The organism is Sellimonas intestinalis (assembly GCF_001280875.1).
GTDB classification, from domain to species: Bacteria; Bacillota; Clostridia; order Lachnospirales; family Lachnospiraceae; genus Sellimonas; species Sellimonas intestinalis.
Map to the genome: position 1 here is coordinate 83,433 of NZ_LGAJ01000009.1, position 25,972 is coordinate 109,404.

Sequence of the window (25,972 nt, forward strand, 5' to 3'; positions counted from 1 at the left end):
TGGAAAGAATATAGAATAGGATTGATTTAAAAGTATAAAGGTGATATATTTAAATATTAGTAGGTTAGTTAAAACTAACAACAATACCATATTAAGTAAAAGAGAATGGGAGAAAATCATGAAAGGAAAGAATTTAGAACAGTATAGCAACGTAACTGGGTTTGAAAAAATAGCTTTTGGAGAACTCATCGATAGATGGGGAGAAGTATATGGCAATAGAATCGCTATTAAAGACAATAGTAGAGAGATTACCTATTATGAATTAATGAAGAACAGCCGGAAACTAGTAAAAAAGCTCAGAGAATCAGGTGTTAAGGAAAATAGTATAGTTGTTATGCAATGTACTAATAAAATCTATTTTGTAGAGATATTATTTGCGCTATTCCGTATGGGAACAGTTCCTGTTATGGTATTGCCAGCCTATAGAGAACAAGAAATAGTTAAAATTATTAAAAAAACACAGGCAGATGCCTATATTGCTCCAATAGAATATGCTGGATATAAATATGAAAATATGAGGCAAGAAATTAAACGTAAATTTCCTGATATAGTTACATTAATGATTGACGAACAATTTACTAACCAGGAGGAAATGATAGGAGATGAATGTGTTACTACCAGAGTTAAATATGATGATGTAGCAATTTTATTGTTATCAGGAGGCACTACAGGGGAACCTAAATTAATTCCTAGAACACATGCAGATTACATCTATAATGCAAAAATGGCAGCAATAAGAAGTTGCTTAGGGGAAGAGTCAGTTTATCTGGCATCGCTATCTATAGCACATAATATGCCATTGGCATGCCCCGGAATACTGGGAACCTTATATGCCGGAGGAACTGCAGTATTAAGTTATTATTCAAGTCCGGATGAGATTATGGAGTTAATCGAAGAAGAGCGTGTAACTATAACGGGCTTAGTCCCTACCCTTGCACAGTTATGTATGGAATTACTAGAAATAGAAGATTTTGATATTTCGTCCTTGAAAGTAATCATTACTGGAGGGGCTAGGTTAGAGCCTAAATTGGCGGAAGATATAATGCGTAATTTTCAATGTATTCTCCAAAATCAGTTTGGAACAGCAGAAGGGTTAGTGATGTCTACTTCCTTGGGGGATCCAGATGAATGGATAATAAAAACACAAGGAAAGCCTATATCAAAAGCAGATAAAATTAAGATTATTGACGAAAATGGTCAAGAAGTTGCGAAAGGGGAAAGCGGTGAATTAATTGTAAGAGGCGTGTATACAATTGAAAGTTATTATAATGAGCCAAAAGCTGATATAAAATTTACTGAAGACGGATATTATAAAACCGGGGATAGAGCTTTAATCACAGAAGAAGGTAACATATGCGTTTTAGGACGTATACAAGAACAGATCAATAGAGCAGGAGAAAAAATCCAGCCTTCAGAGATAGAAGAGGGATTGCTTGAGTTGGAAGAAATTCAACAAGTGGTGGTTGTTGCTATTGCGGACCATCTGCTAGGGCAAAAAAGTTGTGCGTTTGTACAATTTAAAGAAGGAAAAAAGCTAGATAAGAATGAAATTTGTAATAAACTTCAGCAGAAAGGAATTGTTCACTATAAAATTCCGGATCAAATAGAGTTTATAGAAGAATGGCCAAAAACAAAAATAGGTAAGATAGATATAAATAGGTTGAGAGAAAAAGTAACTATTAAATAAGCTATGAAGGAGAGTGTTTATGGAGAACATAGATATAAATACTAGGATTATTATGTCGATGAGTCAAGGATTCGCAAATACATACTTATTATATACTGCTTGCAGATTGGAGATATTTGATTTTATAGAATCAAATATAGATACATCTGTAGAACTTAGTAAGAAAATAAATATAGAAAATGTTATCTTGGAAAAAATATTAAGACCATTAGTTGCGTATGATTTTTTAGAGGAACAAAATACTAAATATAAATTGACTGAAAAAGGTATGTTACTGACTGATAAATCTCCAAGATCGCTGAAGGGATATGTCTTATATTGCGGAGGAATATGCGCTAAAAGTTGGGCGATGATGGCAGAAGCGGCTAAAGATAGAAAAACGCCATATTCATTAGCTATAGGAACAGAACTGTTTGCAGAAAATAGGAAAGACGAGAAACAGTACAATACCTTTAATAATATGATGAATTTTGTGAGTGAAGGTGTGTTGTTAGCCGACTTTTTGAACGATATAGAAGATATTAAAGGAAAAAGGATTGTTGACATTGGAGGAGGAACGGGAGCAATCATGACACAATTTCTTAAACATTTTCGTTCTGCCTCTGGAACTATAATGGATCTGGAGTTTGTAAAAGAAAAAGCATTACAAAAATTAAAAGAGAATTCATTATTGGAAAGATGTGAATTTGTATCAGGAGATTTTTTTAAACCGTTTTCTATTTCTGGAGATATATTTGTATTATCAAGAGTATTGCATGATTGGAATGATGAGGATTCTATAAAAATATTGAGTCATATTAGATCTAATATGACTAATGATAGTATTCTATACATTATAGAGTTAATTATTCCAGAAAGTATAACAAGAGAAAATGTTGAAGTGTATATGAACGATTTGCAAATTTGGGCTGTATGTGGTGGGACTGAAAGAACATTATCAGAATATTGTAATTTGTTCCAAAAAGCAGGATTAAAATTTGAAATGTGTAGAAAAATTCGTTCGGGAGAAACTATATTAGAGGTACGGTTAGATACAAAAATGGAAGAAGGAGAAATATAATAACGATGAACAAATTTCTAAAAAACGAAGAAAAAATCAGGACAGGAGATAAAATATTATTTTGCTTTCCTTTTGCAGGTGGAGGTGCGGCTGCATTTAATGGCTGGGTAAAGTTTTGGAATAATGATATGATAGTTTGCCCGATCCAATTGCCAGGGAGAGAAGAGAGAATTATAGAGAAGCCATATACAGATATGGAAATTCTAATAGAGGATTTGTATAAGTGTATCTCTCAATATAGAAATCATAAGCTATATTTTTTTGGACATAGTATGGGGGCAAAAATTGCGTATGGGGTAGCAAGGAAACTAGAAAGTAACGGGAAAATTCTAGAACATCTAATTATATCCGGAAGCAGAGTCCCGCATTTACCTGAACCAAATCCAATTTATCATTTGAATGATGAAGAATTTGAGAAAGGTATTGCAAGGTTTGATGGAACTCCGCGTGAAATATTAGAGAATAAGGAATTAATGAGTTTTTTCTTACCCATGTTGCGGGCTGATTTTATTATGGATGAGACATATTGTGTTCGGGATATAAAAAAGTTGAATAGCCCTATAACTGCGTTAGGCGGAACTAACGATAAAGAAGCTGATAAGCAAGCAATATTAAAATGGAGAGATTATGCAGAAAATCAATTTAATGTATTCTTTTTTGACGGAGGACATTTCTTTATTAGAGATAAGGAGCAGGAGGTATTGAATAAGGTAGAACTAATACTCATGAATAAAGATGAATAAAAAAGTATTTAATAATTCGGATTTAAAAACGATTAGAGAATTGCAGAAAAATGAAATACATATTTGGTGTATACAATGGCATGAAATAGCAGTGAAGATACAATGTGAGAGGTGTTTCCTAGAAAAAAACGAGATTGTAAAAGCTGATAAATTTATAAATGATGCTGACAAATATAGATATTTAGTAGGAAGGATTTTGACTAAATATTTAGCTGCATTTTATCTTAGTGTTCAAATGGAAAACATAATCATTAAAGAGGATAACTTTGGGAAACCATACCTTAAATGTAAAACTAAAGAGATTAATTTACAGTATAATTTGTCGCATTCAGGAGCTTACCTATTATTGGTATTTGGCTATGGAATGTCTTTAGGAGTTGATGTGCAGGAAAAAATACAATTGGCTGATTATAAAGATATTGCCGAGCATTTTTTTCATAAGTATGAGTACCAAGCTATTTGCGAGGATCCAACAGAGAATACTTTTTTTGATATATGGACAGCTAAGGAAGCATATGTAAAAGCAATTGGGAAAGGCTGGTCACAAGATTCAGATAGCTTTTATATAAAAAATAATAACATTTATTCCTTGAATGAAAAGTTAGGAAACTGGAGAATATATAGATTCAAATTAGATCGTAACTACAGTGTAGCGATAGTGATGGGAGAACATCTACAAAAAGGAGATTAGTTTTATGGAATACATACAGCTTAAAGAACAAGTAAAACAAGAGTTACCCGTTAATGTAGAAATTGAAGAAGAAGATAATTTATTAGAACTTGGATTAGACTCGCTAAAAATTATGCGTTTGGTTAATACTTGGAGAAAACAGGGAATTAGAATTCCTTATGGTCATCTCATGGAACAACCTACATTAAAACATTGGTGGCAGTTGATTCAAAAAAGAATGAAGAAAAAGAGAAGTGATAATATTCTTTATAATAATAAAAATAATGTTGAAATAAACAATGTTGCCTTTCCATTAACTGATGTGCAGTATGCGTATAAAATCGGTAGAGAAAAAGGTCAAGAATTAGGGGATATTGGGTGCCATGCTTATTTAGAGTTTTCAGGAGAAAATGTTGATAGTAACAAATTAGAACAGGCATGGAATCTCTTACAATACCACCATCCAATGCTGAGGGCTAGATTTTTAGATAGTGGGTTGCAAGAGATTATGGAAAAACCATATTGTGAAAACATCGAAGTAATAGATTTGAGCGAAAATCCGAAGTTTCAAGAGATTCTTGAACAGAAGCGATTAGAATTATCGCATAGAAAATTAAAGGTAGAGGAAGGGCAAGTGGCAGCGCTTACATGCTGTATTTTGCCAGAAAGAAAGACAAGGATCCTATTCGAATTAGATTTGTTGGTTGCGGATGTTCAAAGCATGCAGATTATACTTAGGGATTTGGCGACGGCTTATATAGGAAGAGAGTTGCCAGAAGAGTCTAAAAATTGGAATTTTGGTGTGTACTTGGAAAATCAGTATAAAGATGAAGCTGAGGAAAGAAAATTAGCTAAAGAATATTGGAATAAGAGAGTACAAGATATGCCATTAGGTCCAGAACTTCCATTAGCTAAAAAACCATCGAATCTTACAGAAATGAAATTTAATAGGAGAATTGTTAGATTACAAAAAGAGGAATGGGAGGTATTACAGAGAAAAGCAGCAGAAAATCAAATTACCCCCGCAATTTTGCTATTATCTGCATACGCATATGTATTAGAACGATGGAGCAGCAATAAAAAATTCGTGATCAATATTCCGTTTTTTAATAGGAAAACAGAGTACCCAGGCATTGAGGAAGTAGTGGCAGATTTCACGACGTTACTTCTCTTGGAAATAGATCTGGAAAAAAAGAAAACCTTTAAAGAAGTAGTAGAAATGATAAAAAAGCAGCTCTATCAGGATATGAAATATACATCTTATTCAGGTGTTCAGGTTCAACGTGATATTGCTCAGTTATCAGGAGAAAGACAAACCATAGCACCTGTAGTTTTTGCATGCAATTTAGGAACTCCATTAGTTAACAACGAATTTAAGGATAACTTAGGTAAATTTTCTTATATGATTTCCCAAACACCTGGAATATGGCTGGATTTTCAGACTTATGAAGATGAAGAGGGAATAATGCTTTCGTGGGACAGTGTTGATGAGCTTTTCTATAATGGAATGATGGATGATATGATGGGAAGTTTCGGAGACTTGTTACATCGATTAAGAACTGAAAACTGGGATGCTTATTACGATGTTTTACCTAAAAAGTATCAAAAATTTGTTGAGCAACAAAAAAACATAAAGAATATTTTGAAACCATCTTGTCTCCATACAAAATTTTTTGAAATGGCAAAAGAAAATCCGGATAAAATTGCAATTGTGGATACCGGAATTAATAAGAAAATATCATATGGAGAATTAGCTGAAAAAGCGGTATCTATAGCAAGCTTTTTGGCGAAAAACAATATTCAACGTCAACCTATTGCGATTTCTACAGCTAGAGGTTGGCATCAGGCTGTAGCTGCATTAGGGATTCTTGCATCAAATAATATTTATGTTCCGGTTACTATAAACCAACCGGAAGAAAGAAGAAAAATAATACATGAAAAGACGGGAATCCGGTATGTAATAACTGATCTTCAAAATTATAACAAGATCGTTTGGCCTCAAATGTCAACAATATGGACAGTAGAAGGGATGATGTCAGAAAACAGAACAGAAATATTGCCAGAGGTTTTACCAGAAAGTTCTGCATATATCATTATGACTTCCGGAACTACTGGCATTCCTAAAGGTGCGGAAATATCCCATAAGGGTGCGTGGAATACGATAGAAGATGTAAATAAACGTGCTATGATTGGCAGCGAGAATGTGTTCTTAGGAGTTTCAGCATTGGACTTTGATTTATCAGTATATGATATATTTGGAACTTTAGGAATTGGTGGGACCCTGATAATGATTTCTGACGAGAACAGCAGAAATGCAGAATATTGGTTAAAAATGGTAGAGGAATATCAAGTTACTATTTGGAATTCTGTACCTATTTTACTAAATATGTTATTAATATGTACAGAAGCACAAGATAAAATATTACCATTTAAAGCAGTATTGGTTTCAGGAGACTGGATAGGAATGGATTTGCCAGAAAGAATAAGTCTATGTACTGATAAGTGTAAGTTTATTGCTATGGGTGGCGCCACGGAAGCGAGTATATGGTCAAATTATTTAGAAGTTAAGCTGCCTATTCCGGAGAACTGGAAGTCTATTCCTTATGGAAGACCGCTTTCTCATCAGTCGTATAGGGTTGTAGATGAAAAAGGGCTGGATGTTCCATTTTGGGTTCCAGGAGAACTTTGGATAGGTGGAGAAGGCGTTGGGACATATAGAGGAGATGGGAAGTTAGTAAAAGAAAAATTTGTAAGAGATGCAGGCAACATATGGTATAAAACAGGAGATAAAGGTCGATTTTGGGATGAGGGAACAATTGAGTTTCTAGGAAGAAAGGATTTTCAAGTAAAAATTCGTGGTCATAGAATTGAATTGGGGGAAATTGAAGCCGCATTAAGAACGATAGTTGGTATTAAAAATGCTGTAGTGGAACCAATAAACTCTGTAGGTGGAGAGCAACATCTGGTTGCTTATTTAGAAACAGTGCCAGAAATAAAAGAACCCTTATTTCGAAAAAAGGAGACAGAAGAAATTGTTGAAGAACAATGCAATAGATTAAAAGGGCTTAAAATAGGAATGTATGACGAGAGCATGTATTATAACTTGGTTGAATATGCGGAGGAAAGATCCCTTGAAATTATGCTAGATACATTACAAAAAATAGGTATTTTAAACTCTGGTACAACTATTACATATGATTCAATTATGCAGGATAGTAGAGTTGATACAACACAAAAGAGTACGGTTAAACTTTGGATAAAGGATTTATTATCGTCTGGCTTTATAAAAGAAAGCAACAATGGATTTGCTATGAATATTGATAAGAAAGTAGTAAATTGTAATAGTGACTTATACAGTGAAAAAGTAAATCATTATATGGATAAAGTGCAAAGACAACTTTATGACATAATCGAAGGAAACAAATCGGCAGAAGAAGTTTTTTATGCAGAGAATCAAAATTTATCTCCTAATGATTTACTTTCGACATTGCCGGGAAAAACAGAAACTCTGAGAATTTTGACAAAGTTAATGCGAGAACTTATAGAGAAAAAAGAGGGCAAAATTAGCATACTTGAAGTCGGAACACGGGATACAGAAACCACAGAGTTTCTTTTGGAATCGGTAAAGGAGCTGGGAGTTGAATATACCTATATTGATTCATCAGCATACTTTGTTAATAGTATGAAAACATTTAAAAGTAGATATCCGTTTTTTAAGGCGAAAGTTATTAATATAGATTCCGACAATGTAGATGTACGAGAATTGGATAGATGCGATTGCGTTATATCAGTAAATTATCTACATAAAGTAAAATCAGTAAAGGATGTTTTAGCGAACATTAAGCGAATATTAAAAGATACAGGCTGTTTAGTGGCCTTGGAAGTTACCGAACCGACTGTAATGCAGGATATGGTTGTTGCAGTTCTTGAAGGTGAAAACTATAGAAAAGATATAATAAGTAGTGCTTCAAAGTGGGAAGCAGAGTTCCGAAACAATGGATATAAAAATATTCAAATATATCCAGAACATAAAAGTGTATTTGGAAGGAATATCTTTGCTTTAATGTGCGAGGAGGCTGGGTACGAATTAGATGAACAATTTATTAGGGGGAAAATAGCAAATAAACTTCCTGAATATATGATACCTAAAACTTATCATAAAGTAGTGAATATGGCTTTGAATAAAAATGGAAAAGTTGATAGGAAAAAATTGAATCATTTATATATCGGTGCATCAGAAGAACAGAGCGTAATTTTGCCAACAACTGCAACAGAAAAAGAACTTTGCAAAATATGGGAAGAAATATTTTGCAAAAAGAGTATTGGTATTACCGAAAACTACTATTCTTTAGGCGGAGACTCGTTGCTTGCAACCAGAATGCTTACAAAAATAAAGGCGAGATTTTTGGTGAAATTTTCTATAGCGGATATTATGGGAAGAAAAACAATTAGAGAGCAAGCCGAACGTATCGATGAACTAAGAAAAAATGATTTAGTCGAATTGGAGGGTAATAGTTATGAGTTGAAAGTTGATAAGGTACATGAATTTGAACCTTTTCCTTTGACAGATGTTCAACAAGCATATTGGATTGGAAGAAGCGGTACTTATGATTTGGGAAAGGTTTCAACGCATTGTTATTTTGAATTAGAGGCTCTTGATCTGAATATTCAGCAATTACAACAAACATGGAACGATATGATAAGATATCATGGAATGATGAGAGCAATTGTATTACAGACAGGGGAACAACAAATACTGCGAGATGTACCAGAATATAAATTCAAAATATTGGATTTAAGCAATGATTTAGATGAAAATATATCAGCTAACCTGGAAAAGATACGCGAAGAAATGTCACATCAGGTAATTGCAGCGGATAAATGGCCATTATTTGATGTAAGGATTACTATATTAAAAAATAAAAACATTCGATTACATATTAGTTTTGACAATCTTATTTTTGATGGGTGGAGTATGTTCCATTTACTCAGTGAGTGGACAAAAAGATATAGAAATGAAATTCAAACTTTCCCAGAATTGAAAATCTCTTTTAGGGATTATGTTTTGGGGATTGAGTCACTGAAAAAATCAGAAACATATGAAAGAGATAGAAAGTATTGGTTGGATAGAATTCCAGAATTTTCTTTGGCGCCAGAGTTACCATTAGCTAAAAAAGAAGGTGATATAACAGTACAGAAATTCAACAGAAGATCAGGGTATTTAAGTGCAGAAGAGTGGAAGAGCCTAAAAGATTCTGCACAAAGGTATGATTTTACTCCGGCAGCTCTTTTGCTAACTGCATATGGTGAGACACTACGCCGATGGAGTTTAAATAAAGAGTTCACTTTAAACCTTACTCAGTTTAACAGAGTGCCCATGCATCCGCAAGTAAATGAATTAGTGGGAGATTTTACAACGTTAACACTTTTAGAAATGAAAAACGACAGCAAGGCTACTTTTTTAGAAAGGGCAAAAACGATTCAGAATCAGTTGATGCGAGATTTAGAACATATTCAGTACAGTGCTGTAGAATTTCAGCGTGAATTAAAGCGTGCAAAGGGAATTTCTAATAGTTCATTTATGCCGATTGTTTTTACAAGTGGTTTAGGAATTAGTAAATGGAGTAATGGAGAATGGATCGGAACTCCGGTATATAATGTAAGCCAGACACCGCAGGTTTGGTTGGATCATCAAGTAGTAGAAAATAATGGCGGATTGAATTTGTTTTGGGATAGTGTAGACGAATTGTTTTTCCCAGGTATGCTTGATGAGATGTTTAATGTATACATGGATTTGTTAAAACGGTTAGCGAAAAGAAAAGAATTATTCGAAGAAAAAAGTGCTTCTTTAATTCAAGTGAAAATATCTGAAGCACGTAAATTGGCGAATGAAACATTGCAAAAATTTCCAACGCAAACTCTAAACGATATGTTTCTAAAGCAAGCAGACAAAGAACCATATAGAGAGGCTGTTGTTAGTGCGGAAAGGAGGATGACATATAGAGAAGTAAAGTTAGAAGCCCTTTATATTGCAAGGCTTTTAAAAGAAGATGGTGTTAAAAAAGGTGATATTGTAGCTATTATTATGGAAAAAGGTTGGGAACAGATAATAGCGGTATATGGAACGCTTTTTGCTGGAGCTACATATCTTCCGATAGACATACATAATCCTAAAGAACGTATAGAAAAAATTTTAAATGATAGTGGAGCAAAAAAATATCTTATACAACCAAAAGTGCTGAATGTACATGAGTGGTTAGATAGAAAAGAGTGTGTGGTAGTCTCAGGAGAAAAAGATGAGAATGAGTTTCAACCTGTTCAGAATACTCTAGAGGATATAGCTTATGTAATCTATACATCTGGTAGTACAGGAATGCCAAAAGGGGTTATGATTACCCATAAAGGGGCTGTAAATACTATTATAGATATTAATTCTAGATGTTGCATAAGTGAAAAGGATGCTGTCTTGGCACTATCAAGTCTGCATTTTGATTTATCTGTTTATGATATATTTGGAATTCTAGGAAGTGGTGGAAAAGTTGTTATTCCAGAATATTCACAAATAAAAGATCCAGAAAAGTGGCTTAAACTAATGGTGGAAGAGGAGATTTCTGTATGGAATACAGTTCCGGCATTTATGGAAATGCTAGTATCATATATGTATGGCAAAAATATTCCAGGTACAGAAAAATTAAGAATAGTTTTACTAAGTGGAGATTGGATTCCGGTAACTTTACCTAAAAAGATATATATGCTATTTAAAAATACCAAAGTATTTGGCTTAGGTGGAGCTACAGAAGCTAGTATTTGGAGTAATATATTCAGTATTCCTAAAGAAATACCTAAATTCTGGATTAGTATTCCTTATGGGAAACCATTATCAAACCAAAAATATTATGTTTTGGATAACCATATGAATGATTGTCCAGATTGGGTACCAGGAAATCTTTACATTGCAGGTGATGGTGTAGCAAAAGGATATATTAATAGTAAAGAATTAACAGATAGAAGTTTTATTACAAGGGAATCTAATAAGGAAACCATTTATTACACAGGCGATGTGGCCAGATACTGGTCAGATGGAAACCTTGAATTTATAGGACGCGTTGATAATCAGATAAAGATTAACGGCTATAGGGTAGAGCTTGGAGAAATAGAGTGCGCTTTATTAGAAAATGATTCTATTACAAATGCGTGTGCGATGGTTGTAAGAAATACTATTATTGCTGTTATTACAGCTAAAAACAATATACTACAAGAAGATGTATTAGCAGTAATAAAAGATAAACTACCAGAATATTTCATGCCAAAGGCTATAAAAGTATGGGAGAGTATACCTTTAACTGTAAATGGAAAAGTCGACCGCAAAAAAATAGCTGAGGTCTTGGAAAAATCGGAACTCTTTGAAGAAAAGCGGGATGAACCTGTAGTTGGAGCTATGGAAAAGGCTATTGCAGAAGTGTGGAAGGAGGTTCTGGGATTAAAAACACTGTCTCGAAATGATGATTTTTTTGAAAAAGGAGGAGACAGTTTAAAGGCTATGGCGGTAGTTAATGAATTAAATAATAAGCAATTATCAGATACAAAGATATCTCTTGTGCTATTATTCTCTAATTCTACACCAAAGATGTTAGCGGCGGCGTTAGAGAAAAGTAAAATACAAAGTGAAAATACAGATATGGAGGAAGGAACTATATGATGGATAAAGATTTGAATCAAAGATATGAAATGTTGGATATTCATCGATAGATTAAAAAAGGATAGATTTTAAAGTGGGCTATTATACAGAAATGCAACTGACATAGTGTGTAACGTATCTTGTTTTGATAAGAAGAATAAAATAAGTAAGAATAGATCAAAGCAGAAAATGGGTTATATTAGTTGCATAGTCGGAAAATATGATGAGGTAATATTAAATGAACGTAAATGAAATTATAAACAAATGTGCTGAGAAAAACATACAATTATGGGTAAAAGACGGAAAATTACATTTTAAAAGTCCGCAAGGTGCATTTGGAGATGAACTAAAACAAGAAGTAAAAGCTAATAAAGAAAAAATAATAGAACTTTTAACCCATAAGGAAGTCAATATAGTACAAAATAATATAGAAGAAGAGTATATAGAATTTCCAGTCACGGATATTCAGGCTTCTTATTTATTAGGAAGAAATCCAGGTTATCTTTATGGGGGACTGGGATGCAAAATATATGCTGAATTTCTGACGGAATTTACTGATGAAAATAAGTTCAGATTTGCAGTAAAAAAGCTTGTTGAACGGCAAGGAATGTTAAGAGCACGTTTTTCAAAAGAGGGAAAACAAGCTATCTTACCAGAGATATCAAAATTACCAATTGAAATCTATCATTTGGAAAATGAGACTGAAAACGATATAAATAGAGAAATATTACAAAAGAGAAATCAAATACAATTTAAACAATACAATCCAGAAAAAGATATCATGTTTGATTTGGTCTTGTTCATAATAAATCGTAAAAAAAGTGTTTTGTGTTTATCATTAGATATGCTAATTGGAGATTACATTAGTATAGATGTACTTATGAATGATTTGGAACAGATATATAGTAACCAACAGATTGTACCACTAAAGATTAACTACAGAGATTATATAACGTATACACAACATCAAAGGGAGGATATTAATTTCCTTAATAAGTTTTATGAAGATAAAGCATATTGGAAAAATAAAATTGATCTTCTGCCGGGTAAACCGGAAATATATACATCTGTTGATTTTACTGATACAGAATCAAAAACATTTTTTCAAAAGAAATATACTTTGAATATCAGCAAATGGGAAAAGTTCGAAGAAAAATGCCGGAAATATCATATTACACCAACTGCGATGATGTTATTGCTATACTGTTTAACTTTAAAACAATGGTCAAAAAATAAAGATTTTTTGATTAATATTACGGTTATGCAACGACCTAATATTCATGATGATATACAAAAAATAATTGGAGATTTTACATCGACAACATTATTTGAATTTAAAGAAAGTGATTCGAACAGTATAAAGGAACAGGCAACTCAGACTCAAAAAATATTATTTGATAATTTGACACATAATGCATTTAGCGGAATTGAGGTTTTACGTGAATTAAAACGAAAAGATAAGGAAAGTATTATTCCGTATGTTTTTACAAGTACAGTAGGCTCAGGAAATAAGGAGAATATATTACAAAAAAGACAGCTATTGTATAAAATCAGTGAAACGCCACAAGTTCTTATAGATTGCCAGGTTAGCAAGACAATAGATGGGGTATTAGTGAATTGGGATGTTAGAGAAGGGGTATTCCCAAGAGGACTAATTGATGAAATGTTTGAAAGTTTCACGGAATATATTCATAATTCTGTATTTGATGAATTTTGGGAAAATAAATTGATGATTAATTTAGGAAGCAATACTCGGAAGATACGAAAAAAGATAAATGATACAGAAAAGCTTTATGAAAATAAAAATTTGATTGAAAGCTTCTTTTTGAGATGCAGAAAAAATCCAGATAGAACTGTACTTATATGTGGAGAGGAAAAATTTTCATATTCCAAACTAGAAAATATAGCAGCAACAATTCAAACGCGTTTGTTAGAAAATGGAATAAAAAAAGGAGATAAAGTTGGAGTATTACTTGAAAAGGGAGGCTGGCAAATTGCATCAGTCATTGCTATATTATCTCTTGGTGCGGTATATGTGCCGATAGATGCATCGCAACCTAAAGAAAGAATATACCAAATTGTTAATCAAGCAAACATAGAATTAAACATATATCAGAAAAAAGAGGAAAGAATTACGGAAAAGGATATTAGAATAGATCTTCATGATATCTCTAGCAAAAATGGGCTAAAATATGAATGCTTTGATTCAGATGTGTCCGCATATTGTATATTTACATCTGGTAGTACAGGGATTCCTAAAGGTGTAGAAATGACTCACGCAGCGGCAATGAACACAATAATGGATATTTGTAGCAAATTTGAGGTTTCGGATGATGATAAAATATTAGGAATTTCCAATTTGTATTTTGATTTATCAGTATTTGATATATTTGCGGCATTTTATGCAAATGCAACACTTATTTTACCATTAGAAAGTAGAAAAAAAGATGTTTCCCATTGGTATGAATTATGCACAAAATATCATATAACAGTATATAATATGGTACCAGCCCAAATGGAGATGTTTATGGCTTATTTACAGGTAAATGATTGTAGAAAAAACGTGCCTCGCTTAATACTGTTATCTGGAGATTGGATACCTGCTAACTTAATCAAGAATATTCGCACAAGATTTCCTAAGACTCAATGTGTCGGGCTAGGAGGTGCTACAGAAGCTGGTATTTGGTCAATATATTTTCCAACTGATAAAATGAGTGAAACAGATAGAAATGTACCGTATGGAATTCCATTATCAAATCAACGATTTTATATTTTAGATGAAAATGACAATCCTTGTGCGGATTATGTTATCGGGGAAATTTGTATTGCGGGAAAGAGCTTAGCCAAAGGTTATATGAATGATCCTGAACTTACAAATAATAAATTTCAATATATAGGTCAAATCAATGAACGCATATATAGAACGGGGGATTTAGGACTATACAGAGAAGATGGAATTATAGAGTTTGTTGGACGAAAAGATACCCAGGTTAAAGTTAATGGGTATAGAGTAGAGTTAGGAGAGATAGAGAATGCCTTAAGGAAGTATAAAAAAATAGAAAATGCAGTTGTAGTGAGAAATAATAATGGAGAATTGATAGCGTATGTTTCTAAAAATAATGGAACTATTACCGCTGCGGATACTATTGCAGAGAAGAAAAAGATTTGTGAAGCAGAATTTGGTTTTACGTTTACAAAAGAGGATTTCCAAAAATGGATTGAGGCTGCAGATAATACGGCGCTAATGTATATTTTGGCTTTAATGAGAAAGGAAGGTATGTTTAACTGTAGTGAAGAGAAATATTCTCCTGAGGACATTGTAAAACTGTTAAAAGTAAAACCGCAATATCACCAATTAATTATTAGATGGTTGACAGCTTTGAAAGATAAAAAATTTATTTGCGAAGAGAAAGGTATGTTTTATGCTAAAACTAAATATGCTGATGATATTGCAGAAAAAGCTGAAGAGGACTGGAAACTAATAGATAGAAAAATTGGATATAGTGATGTCCTTATGAATTACATACACTCATCTTCAACTCAACTAAAGGATTTGTTGACTGGAAAGAAACATCCGAATGAACTATTGTTTCCACAGGGAAAGTTGGACATTGCATACGCCGCATATAAAGACAATATAGTTAATCGTTCTATTAATAAGGTACTTCATGAGGAAATATTAGAAATACTAAATAAAAACAGGCAAAATATTAGAATATTGGAAATTGGTGCAGGAGTGGCGGGTAGTAGTCTAGAATTAATTGAAAAACTACATCCATATAATGTAGAGTATTATTTTACAGATGTTTCAAAATTTTTCTTTAATGAAGCAAAAAAACTTTTCTCGCAATACAATTGGATTAATTATAAGATTTATGATATTAATAAATGCAATTGGGATCAAGGATTTGAGGGCGAGAAATTTGATATTATATTATGTGGAAACGTTTTGCATAATGCAGAAGATATAAAGAAGAGTTTAACAAATATAAGGAAGATGCTTAAAAACGAAGGAAAACTATTTATTATTGAGGAGGTAAAAAAGAGATATGCATTATTAACTTCTATGGAATTTGAGTTTGCAGAGGCCGTTAAAGAATATTCAGATGGGAGAAAATCAAAGGAGAGTATTTTTATTAACTATGAAGAATGGAAAAATATAATAAAAGAGATGGAGGGGCATATTATTTTATCCTATCCCGAAGAGGACGATGTTTTATATTCAGCAGGTCAAGTTCTAATGGAAGTTCAGTTTTCAAGTGAAAATGATCTAGATATAAATGAAATAGAAAGCTATTTAAAAACAAAAGTACCTGAATATATGATTCCTTCAAAGATAATTGAATTAAATGAATTTCCTATGAGCAGTAATGGAAAGATTGACAGAAAAAAATTGTCTATTCGCGAGGAAAAATATAGAAAGGATAAGGTAAATGAGGTTGAACCTTTAGACGATTTAGAAAATCGAATTAAGAATATATGGTGTGAAATCATCGGGTGTAAAGAGATAGGAAGAGATGAGGACTTTTACTCAGTGGGAGGGGATTCATTGCTCGTTGCACAGACAATAAGTCAAATGATGCAAAAATTACCAGAAACAAAAGGATGGAAATGGGATGCCCTTATGATGGCCTTAATGAAAAATGCGACAATTAAGGGGATCGCTGAAGTACTAAGGGGAAAAATTTCAGAAACAACTGAAGAAAAATCTGAAAATATTTCGCCTTTTATTAGCTTTAAAGAGCCAGAAAAAGATTGTGAGAAAGCAAAAATTCTTTTTCATGCGGGGACAGGTACTTTGAGCTCTTACAAAGACTTACTGCCATATTTAGCAAAGAGTAGTAGGGAGTCAGAACTTTTGGGTGGTTTTAACTTTGGAAGTTTTGAAGAATATTTGAATAGAGATGTCGATAGTCTTATTATTGACACTGCTAAAAGATATGCAGATATATTGGAAAAAATTTCAACGAATCAGTACATATTAATTGGCTATTGTGTTGGTGGCTGGATTGCCTTTGAAACTGCTCGCATTTTAGTTGAAAGAGGGAAAAATGTTGCTAAAGTAGTCACAATAAGTTCGAGTCTCTGCGGACATAACTATGATAATGAGCTACTTCTTGAAAGAGCTTTCGCATTATCCATTGGGGCAGATATAGAAAAAGCGGGGTATATAGGCAGCAATACTTTATTACAGCGTGCATTAGAAAATTTTAAGACACAAAATGGAGATCGTGCTATATCAATTGATGAACTATGTACGTTAAGTGGAGAGTATGAAGAACTTGCAGTAGGATTTAAAAAATTAAGTGAATTATCACAAGAGGAAAGATTGCAAAAAATATTTGCAACCATAAAAAAGAATGAAGGAGATGATGCAGAAAATATTGATATGTTTAAAATACTTTATAAATTGTTTAGACATAGTTTTAAAGGGATTATGCGATATGAGCCATCAATTTATGTAGGAGATGTGCATGCTCTGTTTGTTGCAGATGATACAAAACATTTTTTTCCGGTAAGAGATATTAGTAACAAAGAACTGTGGGAAAATATAGTACTGGGAGATTTGACAATTGATTATATTCCAGGAGAACATACAAACTGTCTTAAGGAACCCAATGTGCATGATGTGGCAAAAATACTAGAATAGTTAAAAGCGGATGGGGCAGATACTGTAATTGTATTTGCCTTATTCGATTTTATTTGAAATTATGGAGAATATAAAATGAGTTTAGGGAAGAAAGATAAAAAATACTATAGAATAGTAGTGTGCGGAACAAATTTTGGAAGAATGTATATCAGAGGCATAAAAATTAATGCAAACTGCAAACTGGTTGGAATTTTATCAAAGGGGAGTTTGCAGTCTAAAAAATGTGCAGGTGAAAATAATATCCCATTATATACTGATATTTCTCAATTAAATAGTAAAGATGTAGATATTGTTTGTGTTGCTGTAAAATCATCCATAACTGGGGGTGATGGTGCAGAAATAGCTTTAGAATGTTTAAAAAGAGGAATAAATGTAATTCAAGAGCAACCGGTTCATTATAACGAGGCAAAAGAATGTTTTAAACAAGCTTTAAAGAATCATTGCCATTATTATATTAACAGTTTTTATTCTGGAATTTCGGCTGGAAAACTTATGATAGAATATGCAAATAAATTACTAAATAAAACCAGACCTATTTTACTGGAAGCTGAATGTAGTATACAGGTGTTATATCCTCTTTTGGATATACTAGGAAAAATGTTGGGGAATGTTACCACATATAAACTAAATAAAGTTAAAACTACTAATGAAATATTGGTTATTGTTGAGGGGGAAGTGGAAAAGATACCGTTGATATTAAAAATAGAAAATAGAATGGCTTCTGATAATTCCGATAATTATGCATTGTTGTTTCATAGAATTGTACTTTTTACTAGTAGCGGACAATTAGTAATGGATAATTCGATAGGTGCCGTATTTTGGGAGCCGAGATATTTTATAGAGAAGAAAAATGGGATATTAAATTTTGAAGGAAATAATATATATTCTAATCAAAAAGTTACAGAAATTTTGAATGAAGATTGTCTTGATGATACTTACAAAGATATATATGATAATGTTTGGCCACAGGGAATTTCTAATATGATTAACGAATTTATGATGTTAATTGAAAATGAAATGGATAGGAAAAACATACAGTATCAATTGAATTTATGTAAATTATGGGGAGAAATTGGAAAATGTATTGGACCTGTAAATAATATTTTACCAGAAGAAATTATACCGATTAATGGAGAGGAAATTTTATATTAGATATGTTTAAATATCTAATAATTAAATGAATGATAGGAGGAAAAATAAAATGAAGATACAAGAAATAGAATGTAAAATAAAGAAAATATGGCAAGAAGAATTAAAAGTCGATGTGAGAGCAAAGGACAATTACTTTTTGTTGGGAGGAAACAGTCTAAATGCAATAAATATAATAGAAGGTATTCGAAAAGTGTTTGGAAATATAAATATTCCATTTTCATATATTTTCTCTTATCCGACTATTGAAAAGCTCAGTAGAAAGATATATGAAACCTTAGAACAACCAAAGTGCGAACAAACAGACTTATTTGAATTGTTACAAGAAGATATTAAATTAGATATAACACCTAATAATGAAAAAGTAGAAATAGAAAAAAATGTTTGTTTACTAACTGGAGCGACAGGATATTTAGGAAGTTATCTATTGCGAGAATTGTTACAAGAGACAACAATGCAAATATATTGTTTAATTAGAGCAGAGTCCTTAAGAGAAGCGGAAAAAAAGCTAGAAAATTCGTTGATGAAATTTGGAACCTTTGATTATGAAAAAGGGCGTGTACAAATAGTTCTAGGGGATCTTGGATGTAGAAATCTCGGAATGGAGGAAAAAGAATATGAGAATTTGGCAGAAAAGGTAGATTGTATCTACCATAATGGAGCTAAAGTACATTTTTTATATGGATATAACGAATTGAAAAATATTAATGTAAATGGCACCAAAGAGATAATAAGATTTGCAAGATATAAGCGTATAAAAGCAATTTTTTATATGTCAACTATTTCGATTTTTTCAAAATTTAGGTATGATAAGCGAGTAGTCTTAGAGAATCAAAACCTTAGTAATCCAGGGATATTACCAATTGGATATACACAAAGTAAGTGGGTATCAGAGAGGATAATTTGGGAAGCAAAGGAATTGGGAATTCCTGTGATTGTATATAGGTTGGGTCACATTGTTGGAGATTCAGAAAGTGGAATGTGTAATACTGGTGATTTTATTTTCAGAATAATAGAGACTTGCTTATTACTTCAACTATACCCAAACGTAAAAGGTGAAATAGCACCGATTGCCGTTGATGATGTGGCAAAAATAGTGGTAGGGATATCGCAAAATGAAAGGGAGTATGGTAAGACATATCATATTATAAACCCACAGAGCATTAGTTTTGAAGATGCTGCTGCAATAGCTAAAAGTATTGGAATTTCTTTATCTCCAATAGATATTAGACAGTGGATAGAAAAGGTAAAAACGTATGAATGCAAACTTCCTATTTCGCCTTTTATGGATTTTTTTGACGAGAAATATTGGAAACAAGAGAAAGACTTGATATTTTCAACGGAGAAAATGTCAGAAATGTTAAAAAAATTAAATCTTAATATTCATCCGATGACACCTAAACTCATTGCTAAATATTATACGTCATTGAAAAAACAGAATCATGTAGAGGAATATTACGAAGATGGTATAATTGAATAGGATGAAAGCAGATAACAATTAGGCTTAGAGGGGAATGAGCCTAATTGTTATCATGCTAAAGATTCTAGATGTTAAATGTTGGGATATTCTCTAATTCTATAATTCTTTTGCAAATCTAGAGTTTTATGTCGTCGATATTCTAGGGGGGACATATCAAACTGTTTTTTGAAAACAGATGCAAACTTGCTTTGATTCATGTAGCCAACTTTTTCCGCTATTGTCGCTACAGATAGTTTTGTAGTGGTAAGTAAATCAGCAGCTTTTTTCATTCGCATTTCCCGAAGATAAATAGATATGTTTTGACCAAAAACGCCACGAAAATAGTTTTTTAAGCTGGTTTCGCTGACAGAAAACTGTGCTGCCAATTCCCATGCAGGATGATGCTGCCGCAAATCGGAAGTAATGATTTTTTCAACACGTTTTGCAATCTCTACCTGTGTTTCAGTAAAAAATGTGCAGGCCTGCGATGGGGGAATATCGTTAAGACTTTGTAGCAGTGAAAAAAGTGCCAGAACATAGACCTTCATTTGAAAGATTGAAAATGGGGGCGCAATATCCAAAAGTCCCCAAAGTTTTGTCAATATCTCTTCGACTTCAGGAGCAACCGTTGAAATATAGGTATTTCCATTTGGACAAAAAAGTTCAATAATTTTATGAAAGTCAATGCCAAACTCTTTTTGTATCCATGCACTTTCTGCTGTCAGAGTATCAGTATCAACGAAGAATTCCATTCCCTCATAGATGCGGCGAGGATAGACATATTGCTTTTGGGCGAAACGCTCTGTGAGAGAAATTTCTCCATCTTTCACATATACAAAGTTTTCATTATTCAAGATAATCTCGCAACGCCCGGTCACACAATAGTTTAGAAGCAACGGTCCTTTTTCAATGGAGCTATCTTCACAGAAATTGGGTGCTGCCCATGTCGGAGAATTTACGAAGATATACGCAATAGTAAGCCCAGGGAAAAGCGGGAAAAAGGTCATCGCCCCCTTCCCTTCTTTGGCTTTCATAAGTAGTTCTGCACTGAAATCACTGCGCTTTATTGAAATACCAGGAATCTCAATACATTTTCTTATAATATCATCAATCTTCATTTCTTGCTCCTGTCATTCGACTACCTGTTTTTCTTTGAATTTTAATTATATTATAGAATTGCAAACGAAATCAGTCAACAAAAAAACTCGGTGCTGTTTGGAGCTAAAAAGATAATTGGTTGTAGAGAGCCACAACTAACTGTGCTATCTTATAAAGAGGTTAGAAATTACTAACTAAAAAAATAAATGGAGGTACTCATTATGAGTAACAAGCTACAAGCAAAGGATCTGATTAATCTCGGTCTATTCACAGTTCTCTATTTTGTTATAGGGTGCTGCGTCGCCATTCCTATTGGATTTGTGCCCATTTTCATGCCGATTCTCGGAGCATTGTGGGCATTGATTACCGGTATTCCCTTCATGCTGTTCCTGACAAGAGTGAAAAAATTCGGCATGGTTACGATCATGGGAATTTTAAGCGGTCTGCTGATGGGCTTGACCGGCATGGGATTCTGGGGTGTACTAACGGGTGCGATTTTTGGCTTGATGAGTGATTTGATTTTGAAATCTGGCGGCTATAAAAGTGTAAAAAAGAGCCTGATCGGTTATGCGGTATTCAGTATTTGGATCGTTGGTACATACATTCCCATGTATTTCATGGTAGAGGATTCCCGGGCCAGCTTTGCAGCCAGCTTTGGTGAGGAATACGCTGACAAAGTAATGGCAGTTATGCCCATGTGGAGCATCGTTCTGGTAATTGCTGGAATTTTTGTTTTCGCAATTTTGGGTGGCCTGTTAGGTAAGGCACTGTTGAAAAAGCATTTTGCTAAAGCGGGAATTGTGTAATGAACGAGGAATCATTCTTTGCAACAACTAAAAAAAGAAAAGGAATATTGTTTGATCCTCGCACAAAACTTGTACTGCTGCTGACAATCACAACACTGATGTTCAGTACCAGCAACACAGGGATCATGAACATCGTCAAGCCCTGTTTAAGCCTTATCCCTTTTGTGCTGATCTTATCGGAGCGCCGTTTCAAAACAGCAGGAAAGTATTTGCTATTATATGCGGTCTGTTTCGTATTGGAACGGATAGCCCTCACAGTTTTAAGTGGATTGCTTTCTTTCATTGTGCTTGCGATTACATCCATAATGACGCGCTTTGCACCCGGCATTATGACAGGTGCTTGGTTGATTTCATCAACTTCAGTAAGTGAGTTTATCGCTGCAATGGAACGTATGCACATTACAGAAAAAATTGTCATCCCCATGTCTGTAATATTTCGCTTTTTCCCTACGATCAGTGAAGAATATCAGGCAATACGGGACGCAATGAAAATGCGGGGAATCCGTTTCGGAGGAAAAAATCCTTTTTTGATGGTAGAATACAGGCTTGTACCCTTAATGGTATCCGTTGTGAAGATTGGAGACGAACTTTCTGCCGCCGCGTTAACACGGGGGCTTGGTGCCCCCGTCAAACGTACAAATGTATGTCAGATTGGTTTTCATTTTCAAGATGTGATAGCTATCATGCTTTGCATCCTATGTTTTATTCTGTTTTTGTTTCAGCGGCAAATTGTGTTTTAAAAGGAGGGGTGAGCCTGTGATACAGATTGACCATGTAACTTTCTCTTATGGAGGAGAAAATGAGAGCGCTGGTGGGATTCAGGATATAAATCTGAATATAGAGGACGGTCAGTTTGTCGTACTTTGCGGTGAAAGTGGCTGCGGAAAAACGACAATTACCCGGTTGATCAATGGTTTAATTCCTCATTACTATGAAGGAAAAATGAACGGGGAAGTATGGGTAAACGGGGCAAAAGTTTCAGAGCAGCCCCTTTATGATACCGCAAAAACTGTTGGCAGTGTATTTCAAAATCCCCGTTCTCAATTTTTTAATGTGGATACAACCAGCGAAATTACATTCGGTTGTGAAAATCTCGGCCAGCCGGAACAAAGTATTCGGAACCGGTTGGAAAAAACCGTCCAGGATTTCCGTTTGGAGAAATTGATGGGGCGTAATATTTTTCATCTCTCCGGCGGAGAAAAACAAAAAATCGCTTGTGCAGGTGTGTCGATTATGGAACCAAATGTGCTTGTTATGGACGAACCATCATCCAACCTTGACGCTTCCTCTATTCTTGCTCTGAGAGCTACGCTTGCATTTTGGAAATCGCAGGGAAAAACAATTATTATATCGGAACATCGACTCTACTATCTGCGTGGTCTTGCGGATCGTTTTATTTATATTACTGCTGGAGAGGTGGAAAAAGATTATTCCGCTGCAGAATTTGAGCGGCTGACAGAACAGCAAAGAACCGATTTAGGGTTGCGTGCCTTCATTCTTGAAAATTTATTGCCACCTGAAACAGTACAGCAAACTGGAAAACAAATGGAGCTTTGCAACTTTAACTTTGCCTATAAAAATGAGCCGAAGACACTTCACATTCGTGAAGATAAAATTCCAGCAAATCGTATTGTAGGGATTATTGGAAACAATGGAGCCGGAAAGTCTACTTTTTCCCGGTGCTTTTGCGGTTTGGAAAAGCGTTGCGGTAAAGTTATCTGGAATGGCAAGACTTACCACCCTAAAGACAGGTTAAATACCTGCTATATGGTAATGCAGGATGTTAATCATCAACTTTTTACAGAAACGGTGTTGGATGAAATCTTAATTAGTATGGAGGAGGAAAACCAGGAACAAGCGGAAGAAATCCTTTCTAAATTAGATTTAACGGATTTCAAAGACAGACACCCTATGTCCCTTTCTGGCGGTCAAAAACAACGAGTAGCAATTGCCTCGGCAATCGCGTCTAAGCGTTCTATTTTATTTTTCGATGAACCGACCAGCGGTCTTGATTATAAGCATATGAAAGAGGTTGCAAATATCCTACGGCAAGTCAGAGACGCGGGTATTACCTTGTATGTTATTACCCATGATCTTGAGTTGATTTTAGACTGTTGTACGGATATTGTTCATTTTGAGGAAGGCTACATTGTTGATCAATTTCAAATGGATAAGGTCGGTCTTGAAAAAATTAGAAACTATTTCATAAAGGGAGCGGTAATATGAAAAAAGAAAAGAAAGAATCACCCATAGGTGTCCTATGGGGATGGGGAAAATCTTATCATGGGAAATTCATAAGCAGCATTATCCTTGCAGTATTAGGCGTGACCTGCCAGATGGTGCCCTATTTTTGCGTGGCGCATATTGTTACGCTGATGCTGGCTGGGGAGCAGAATTTTTCCTTCTATGTGACCGCTAGCATTATTGCATTATGCGGCTATTTGGGGAAAGTGCTGTTTTCCTGCCTTTCTACAACGGTTTCCCACACGGCGACTTATTACACGCTACGCGACTTGAGGGAGAATATCACAGTAAAACTGGTTCATGTCCCGATGGGAACGGTTTTGGATACTCCGTCTGGTCAGTATAAAACAACGATTGTAGACCGTGTAGAGGGAATGGAACCGACCTTTGCGCACCTGATTCCGGAAATGACTGCAAATGTTCTGATACCACTTGTGATTGTTGTGTACCTGTTTATTCTGGATTGGCGCATGGCGCTTTTGTCTCTTGTTACTCTGGTGATGGGGCTTGTTGTTATGTCCGCCGGTATGAAGAACTATCCCGTTAAATGGGAAGGTGCGGTAAAAGCCGGAAAACAGATGGCAGATGCCATTGTAGAGTATATTGGAGGTATTGAGGTGGTTAAAGCATTTAGTCAATCCGCCGGTTCCTACAAAAAGTATTCCGATGCAGTAAACTATAACGCCAACTACTATGTGGATTGGATGAGAGAAAACCAGAAAACTATGAGTGCCTACAATGCCATTCTGCCCTCAGTGCTAATCTGTGTGCTGCCTTGCGGTTTTGCGTTCTGGCTTTCTGGTAGTCTGGAACTTTCTACTTTTCTTTCTATTATAATTTTCTCGCTGGGGCTGGTTGGACCAATTATCGCAGCCTTTACTTTTACAGATGATTTGGCAGTACTGGGGACAAATGTGGAAGAAATCAGCCGGCTTTTGAACGCCGAAGAACTGAACCATAAGGACACGCCGGTTAAGCTGGAAGATACCGGTATTGTTTTCGGACATGTGTCTTTTTCCTATGACGGTATAACAGAAGTTCTGCATGATGTGAACCTTGCCATTCAGCCCGGGACCATGACAGCCCTTGTAGGACCATCTGGATCCGGAAAATCTACGGTGGCGAAGCTCATTGCCGGATATTGGGATGTTACATCCGGCAGTATTACACTCGGAGACCACGAGATGAAGGATATACCGCTGTCTGAAATTGCAGATCAGATTTCCTATGTATCCCAAGACAATTACCTGTTTAATCGTAGCATCCGGGAGAATATCCGCATGGGAAGACCCAGTGCTACAGATGCGGAGGTGGAACAGGCTGCCAGACAAAGCGGCTGTGACGCCTTTATCCGCCGGCTGGATAACAGCTATGATACGGTTGTCGGTAGTGCTGGTTCCCACCTTTCCGGCGGCGAGCGCCAGCGGATTGCCATCGCCCGTGCCATGCTAAAAAACGCGCCGGTTGTCATTTTAGATGAGGCCACTGCCTACATTGACCCCGAAAATGAGGCGCTGGTACAGAAAGCCATTTCCGCTTTGACTATCGGCAAGACCCTGATTGTGATTGCACACCGGCTGTCTACCATTGTTGACGCAGACAACATTGTTGTGGTAAAGGATGGAACTGTCCGCGCACAAGGTACGCATGAGAAACTGCTGGAAACCTGCCCCCTCTACCGGGATATGTGGCAGGCGCATATCGGCGCGAAGGACCAGATGTAAGGGG

At 34.8% G+C, this 25,972-nt stretch carries 13 protein-coding genes; 12 read left to right on the forward strand and 1 reads right to left on the reverse strand.

Annotated elements, in window-relative coordinates; translation table 11 throughout:
- Positions 1-118 precede the first annotated feature (118 nt).
- The 8 genes from AOA56_RS09950 to AOA56_RS09985 all read left to right on the forward strand — a co-directional run bounded on the left by AOA56_RS09950 (position 119) and on the right by AOA56_RS09985 (position 20,117).
- On the forward strand, positions 119-1,687 hold the full coding sequence (locus tag AOA56_RS09950; protein WP_053769578.1) for a (2,3-dihydroxybenzoyl)adenylate synthase: 1,569 nt from the start codon (positions 119-121) through the stop codon (positions 1,685-1,687).
- Between the two features lie 19 nt (positions 1,688-1,706).
- Positions 1,707-2,747, forward strand: a complete 1,041-nt coding sequence (locus AOA56_RS09955) for a methyltransferase (protein ID WP_053769579.1) — start codon at positions 1,707-1,709, stop codon at positions 2,745-2,747.
- A gap of 5 nt (positions 2,748-2,752) precedes the next feature.
- Positions 2,753-3,490, forward strand: coding sequence for a thioesterase II family protein (locus AOA56_RS09960; RefSeq protein WP_053769580.1), 738 nt, complete (start codon positions 2,753-2,755; stop codon positions 3,488-3,490).
- Complete coding sequence (locus tag AOA56_RS09965; RefSeq protein WP_053769581.1) at positions 3,483-4,181, forward strand: 4'-phosphopantetheinyl transferase family protein; 699 nt, start codon at positions 3,483-3,485, stop codon at positions 4,179-4,181. The genes AOA56_RS09960 and AOA56_RS09965 overlap by 8 nt, the downstream gene beginning before the upstream one ends.
- A gap of 4 nt (positions 4,182-4,185) precedes the next feature.
- Positions 4,186-11,859: a non-ribosomal peptide synthetase gene (locus tag AOA56_RS09970; protein WP_053769582.1), complete on the forward strand. Its 7,674-nt coding sequence runs from the start codon at positions 4,186-4,188 to the stop codon at positions 11,857-11,859.
- 217 nt (positions 11,860-12,076) lie between these two features.
- Positions 12,077-17,488 carry a non-ribosomal peptide synthetase gene (locus tag AOA56_RS09975; protein WP_053769583.1) on the forward strand — a complete coding sequence of 1,804 codons (5,412 nt, stop codon included), beginning with the start codon at positions 12,077-12,079 and terminating at the stop codon, positions 17,486-17,488.
- A 75-nt stretch (positions 17,489-17,563) separates the two neighbouring features.
- The gene (locus AOA56_RS09980) at positions 17,564-18,640 is read left to right on the forward strand and encodes a Gfo/Idh/MocA family oxidoreductase (RefSeq protein WP_053769584.1); all 1,077 of its coding nucleotides are present in this window, start codon (positions 17,564-17,566) and stop codon (positions 18,638-18,640) included.
- A 49-nt stretch (positions 18,641-18,689) separates the two neighbouring features.
- A complete protein-coding gene (locus tag AOA56_RS09985) occupies positions 18,690-20,117 on the forward strand; it encodes a thioester reductase domain-containing protein (RefSeq protein ID WP_053769585.1) in 1,428 nt (475 codons plus the stop codon).
- A 71-nt stretch (positions 20,118-20,188) separates the two neighbouring features.
- Here AOA56_RS09985 and AOA56_RS09990 read toward each other — a convergent pair whose 3' ends face one another.
- Positions 20,189-21,214 carry an AraC family transcriptional regulator gene (locus tag AOA56_RS09990; RefSeq protein ID WP_024732064.1) on the reverse strand — a complete coding sequence of 342 codons (1,026 nt, stop codon included), beginning with the start codon at positions 21,212-21,214 and terminating at the stop codon, positions 20,189-20,191.
- 201 nt (positions 21,215-21,415) lie between these two features.
- On the opposite strand from AOA56_RS09990, the gene AOA56_RS09995 reads away from it, so the two are divergent.
- Genes AOA56_RS09995 through AOA56_RS10010 form a run of 4 tightly spaced genes read left to right on the forward strand, consistent with a single transcriptional unit; the run spans position 21,416 to position 25,968 of the window.
- Positions 21,416-22,000: an MptD family putative ECF transporter S component gene (locus AOA56_RS09995; RefSeq protein WP_053769586.1), complete on the forward strand. Its 585-nt coding sequence runs from the start codon at positions 21,416-21,418 to the stop codon at positions 21,998-22,000.
- Positions 22,000-22,740, forward strand: coding sequence for an energy-coupling factor transporter transmembrane component T (locus tag AOA56_RS10000; RefSeq protein ID WP_024732066.1), 741 nt, complete (start codon positions 22,000-22,002; stop codon positions 22,738-22,740). The genes AOA56_RS09995 and AOA56_RS10000 overlap by 1 nt, the downstream gene beginning before the upstream one ends.
- A gap of 16 nt (positions 22,741-22,756) precedes the next feature.
- Positions 22,757-24,226: an ABC transporter ATP-binding protein gene (locus tag AOA56_RS10005; protein ID WP_024732067.1), complete on the forward strand. Its 1,470-nt coding sequence runs from the start codon at positions 22,757-22,759 to the stop codon at positions 24,224-24,226.
- Complete coding sequence (locus tag AOA56_RS10010) at positions 24,223-25,968, forward strand: ABC transporter ATP-binding protein (RefSeq protein WP_053769587.1); 1,746 nt, start codon at positions 24,223-24,225, stop codon at positions 25,966-25,968. The genes AOA56_RS10005 and AOA56_RS10010 overlap by 4 nt, the downstream gene beginning before the upstream one ends.
- The last annotated feature ends 4 nt before the right edge of the window (positions 25,969-25,972 follow it).

What these genes read in the sequence shown, in the direction of transcription:
- AOA56_RS09950 (WP_053769578.1), top strand. Translation starts at nt 119, where the DNA reads ATGAAAGGAAAGAATTTAGAACAGTATAGCAACGTAACTGGGTTTGAA.
- AOA56_RS09955 (WP_053769579.1), top strand. Translation starts at nt 1,707, where the DNA reads ATGGAGAACATAGATATAAATACTAGGATTATTATGTCGATGAGTCAA.
- AOA56_RS09960 (WP_053769580.1), top strand. Translation starts at nt 2,753, where the DNA reads ATGAACAAATTTCTAAAAAACGAAGAAAAAATCAGGACAGGAGATAAA.
- AOA56_RS09965 (WP_053769581.1), top strand. Translation starts at nt 3,483, where the DNA reads ATGAATAAAAAAGTATTTAATAATTCGGATTTAAAAACGATTAGAGAA.
- AOA56_RS09970 (WP_053769582.1), top strand. Translation starts at nt 4,186, where the DNA reads ATGGAATACATACAGCTTAAAGAACAAGTAAAACAAGAGTTACCCGTT.
- AOA56_RS09975 (WP_053769583.1), top strand. Translation starts at nt 12,077, where the DNA reads ATGAACGTAAATGAAATTATAAACAAATGTGCTGAGAAAAACATACAA.
- AOA56_RS09980 (WP_053769584.1), top strand. Translation starts at nt 17,564, where the DNA reads ATGAGTTTAGGGAAGAAAGATAAAAAATACTATAGAATAGTAGTGTGC.
- AOA56_RS09985 (WP_053769585.1), top strand. Translation starts at nt 18,690, where the DNA reads ATGAAGATACAAGAAATAGAATGTAAAATAAAGAAAATATGGCAAGAA.
- AOA56_RS09990 (WP_024732064.1), bottom strand. Translation starts at nt 21,214, where the DNA reads ATGAAGATTGATGATATTATAAGAAAATGTATTGAGATTCCTGGTATT.
- AOA56_RS09995 (WP_053769586.1), top strand. Translation starts at nt 21,416, where the DNA reads ATGAGTAACAAGCTACAAGCAAAGGATCTGATTAATCTCGGTCTATTC.
- AOA56_RS10000 (WP_024732066.1), top strand. Translation starts at nt 22,000, where the DNA reads ATGAACGAGGAATCATTCTTTGCAACAACTAAAAAAAGAAAAGGAATA.
- AOA56_RS10010 (WP_053769587.1), top strand. Translation starts at nt 24,223, where the DNA reads ATGAAAAAAGAAAAGAAAGAATCACCCATAGGTGTCCTATGGGGATGG.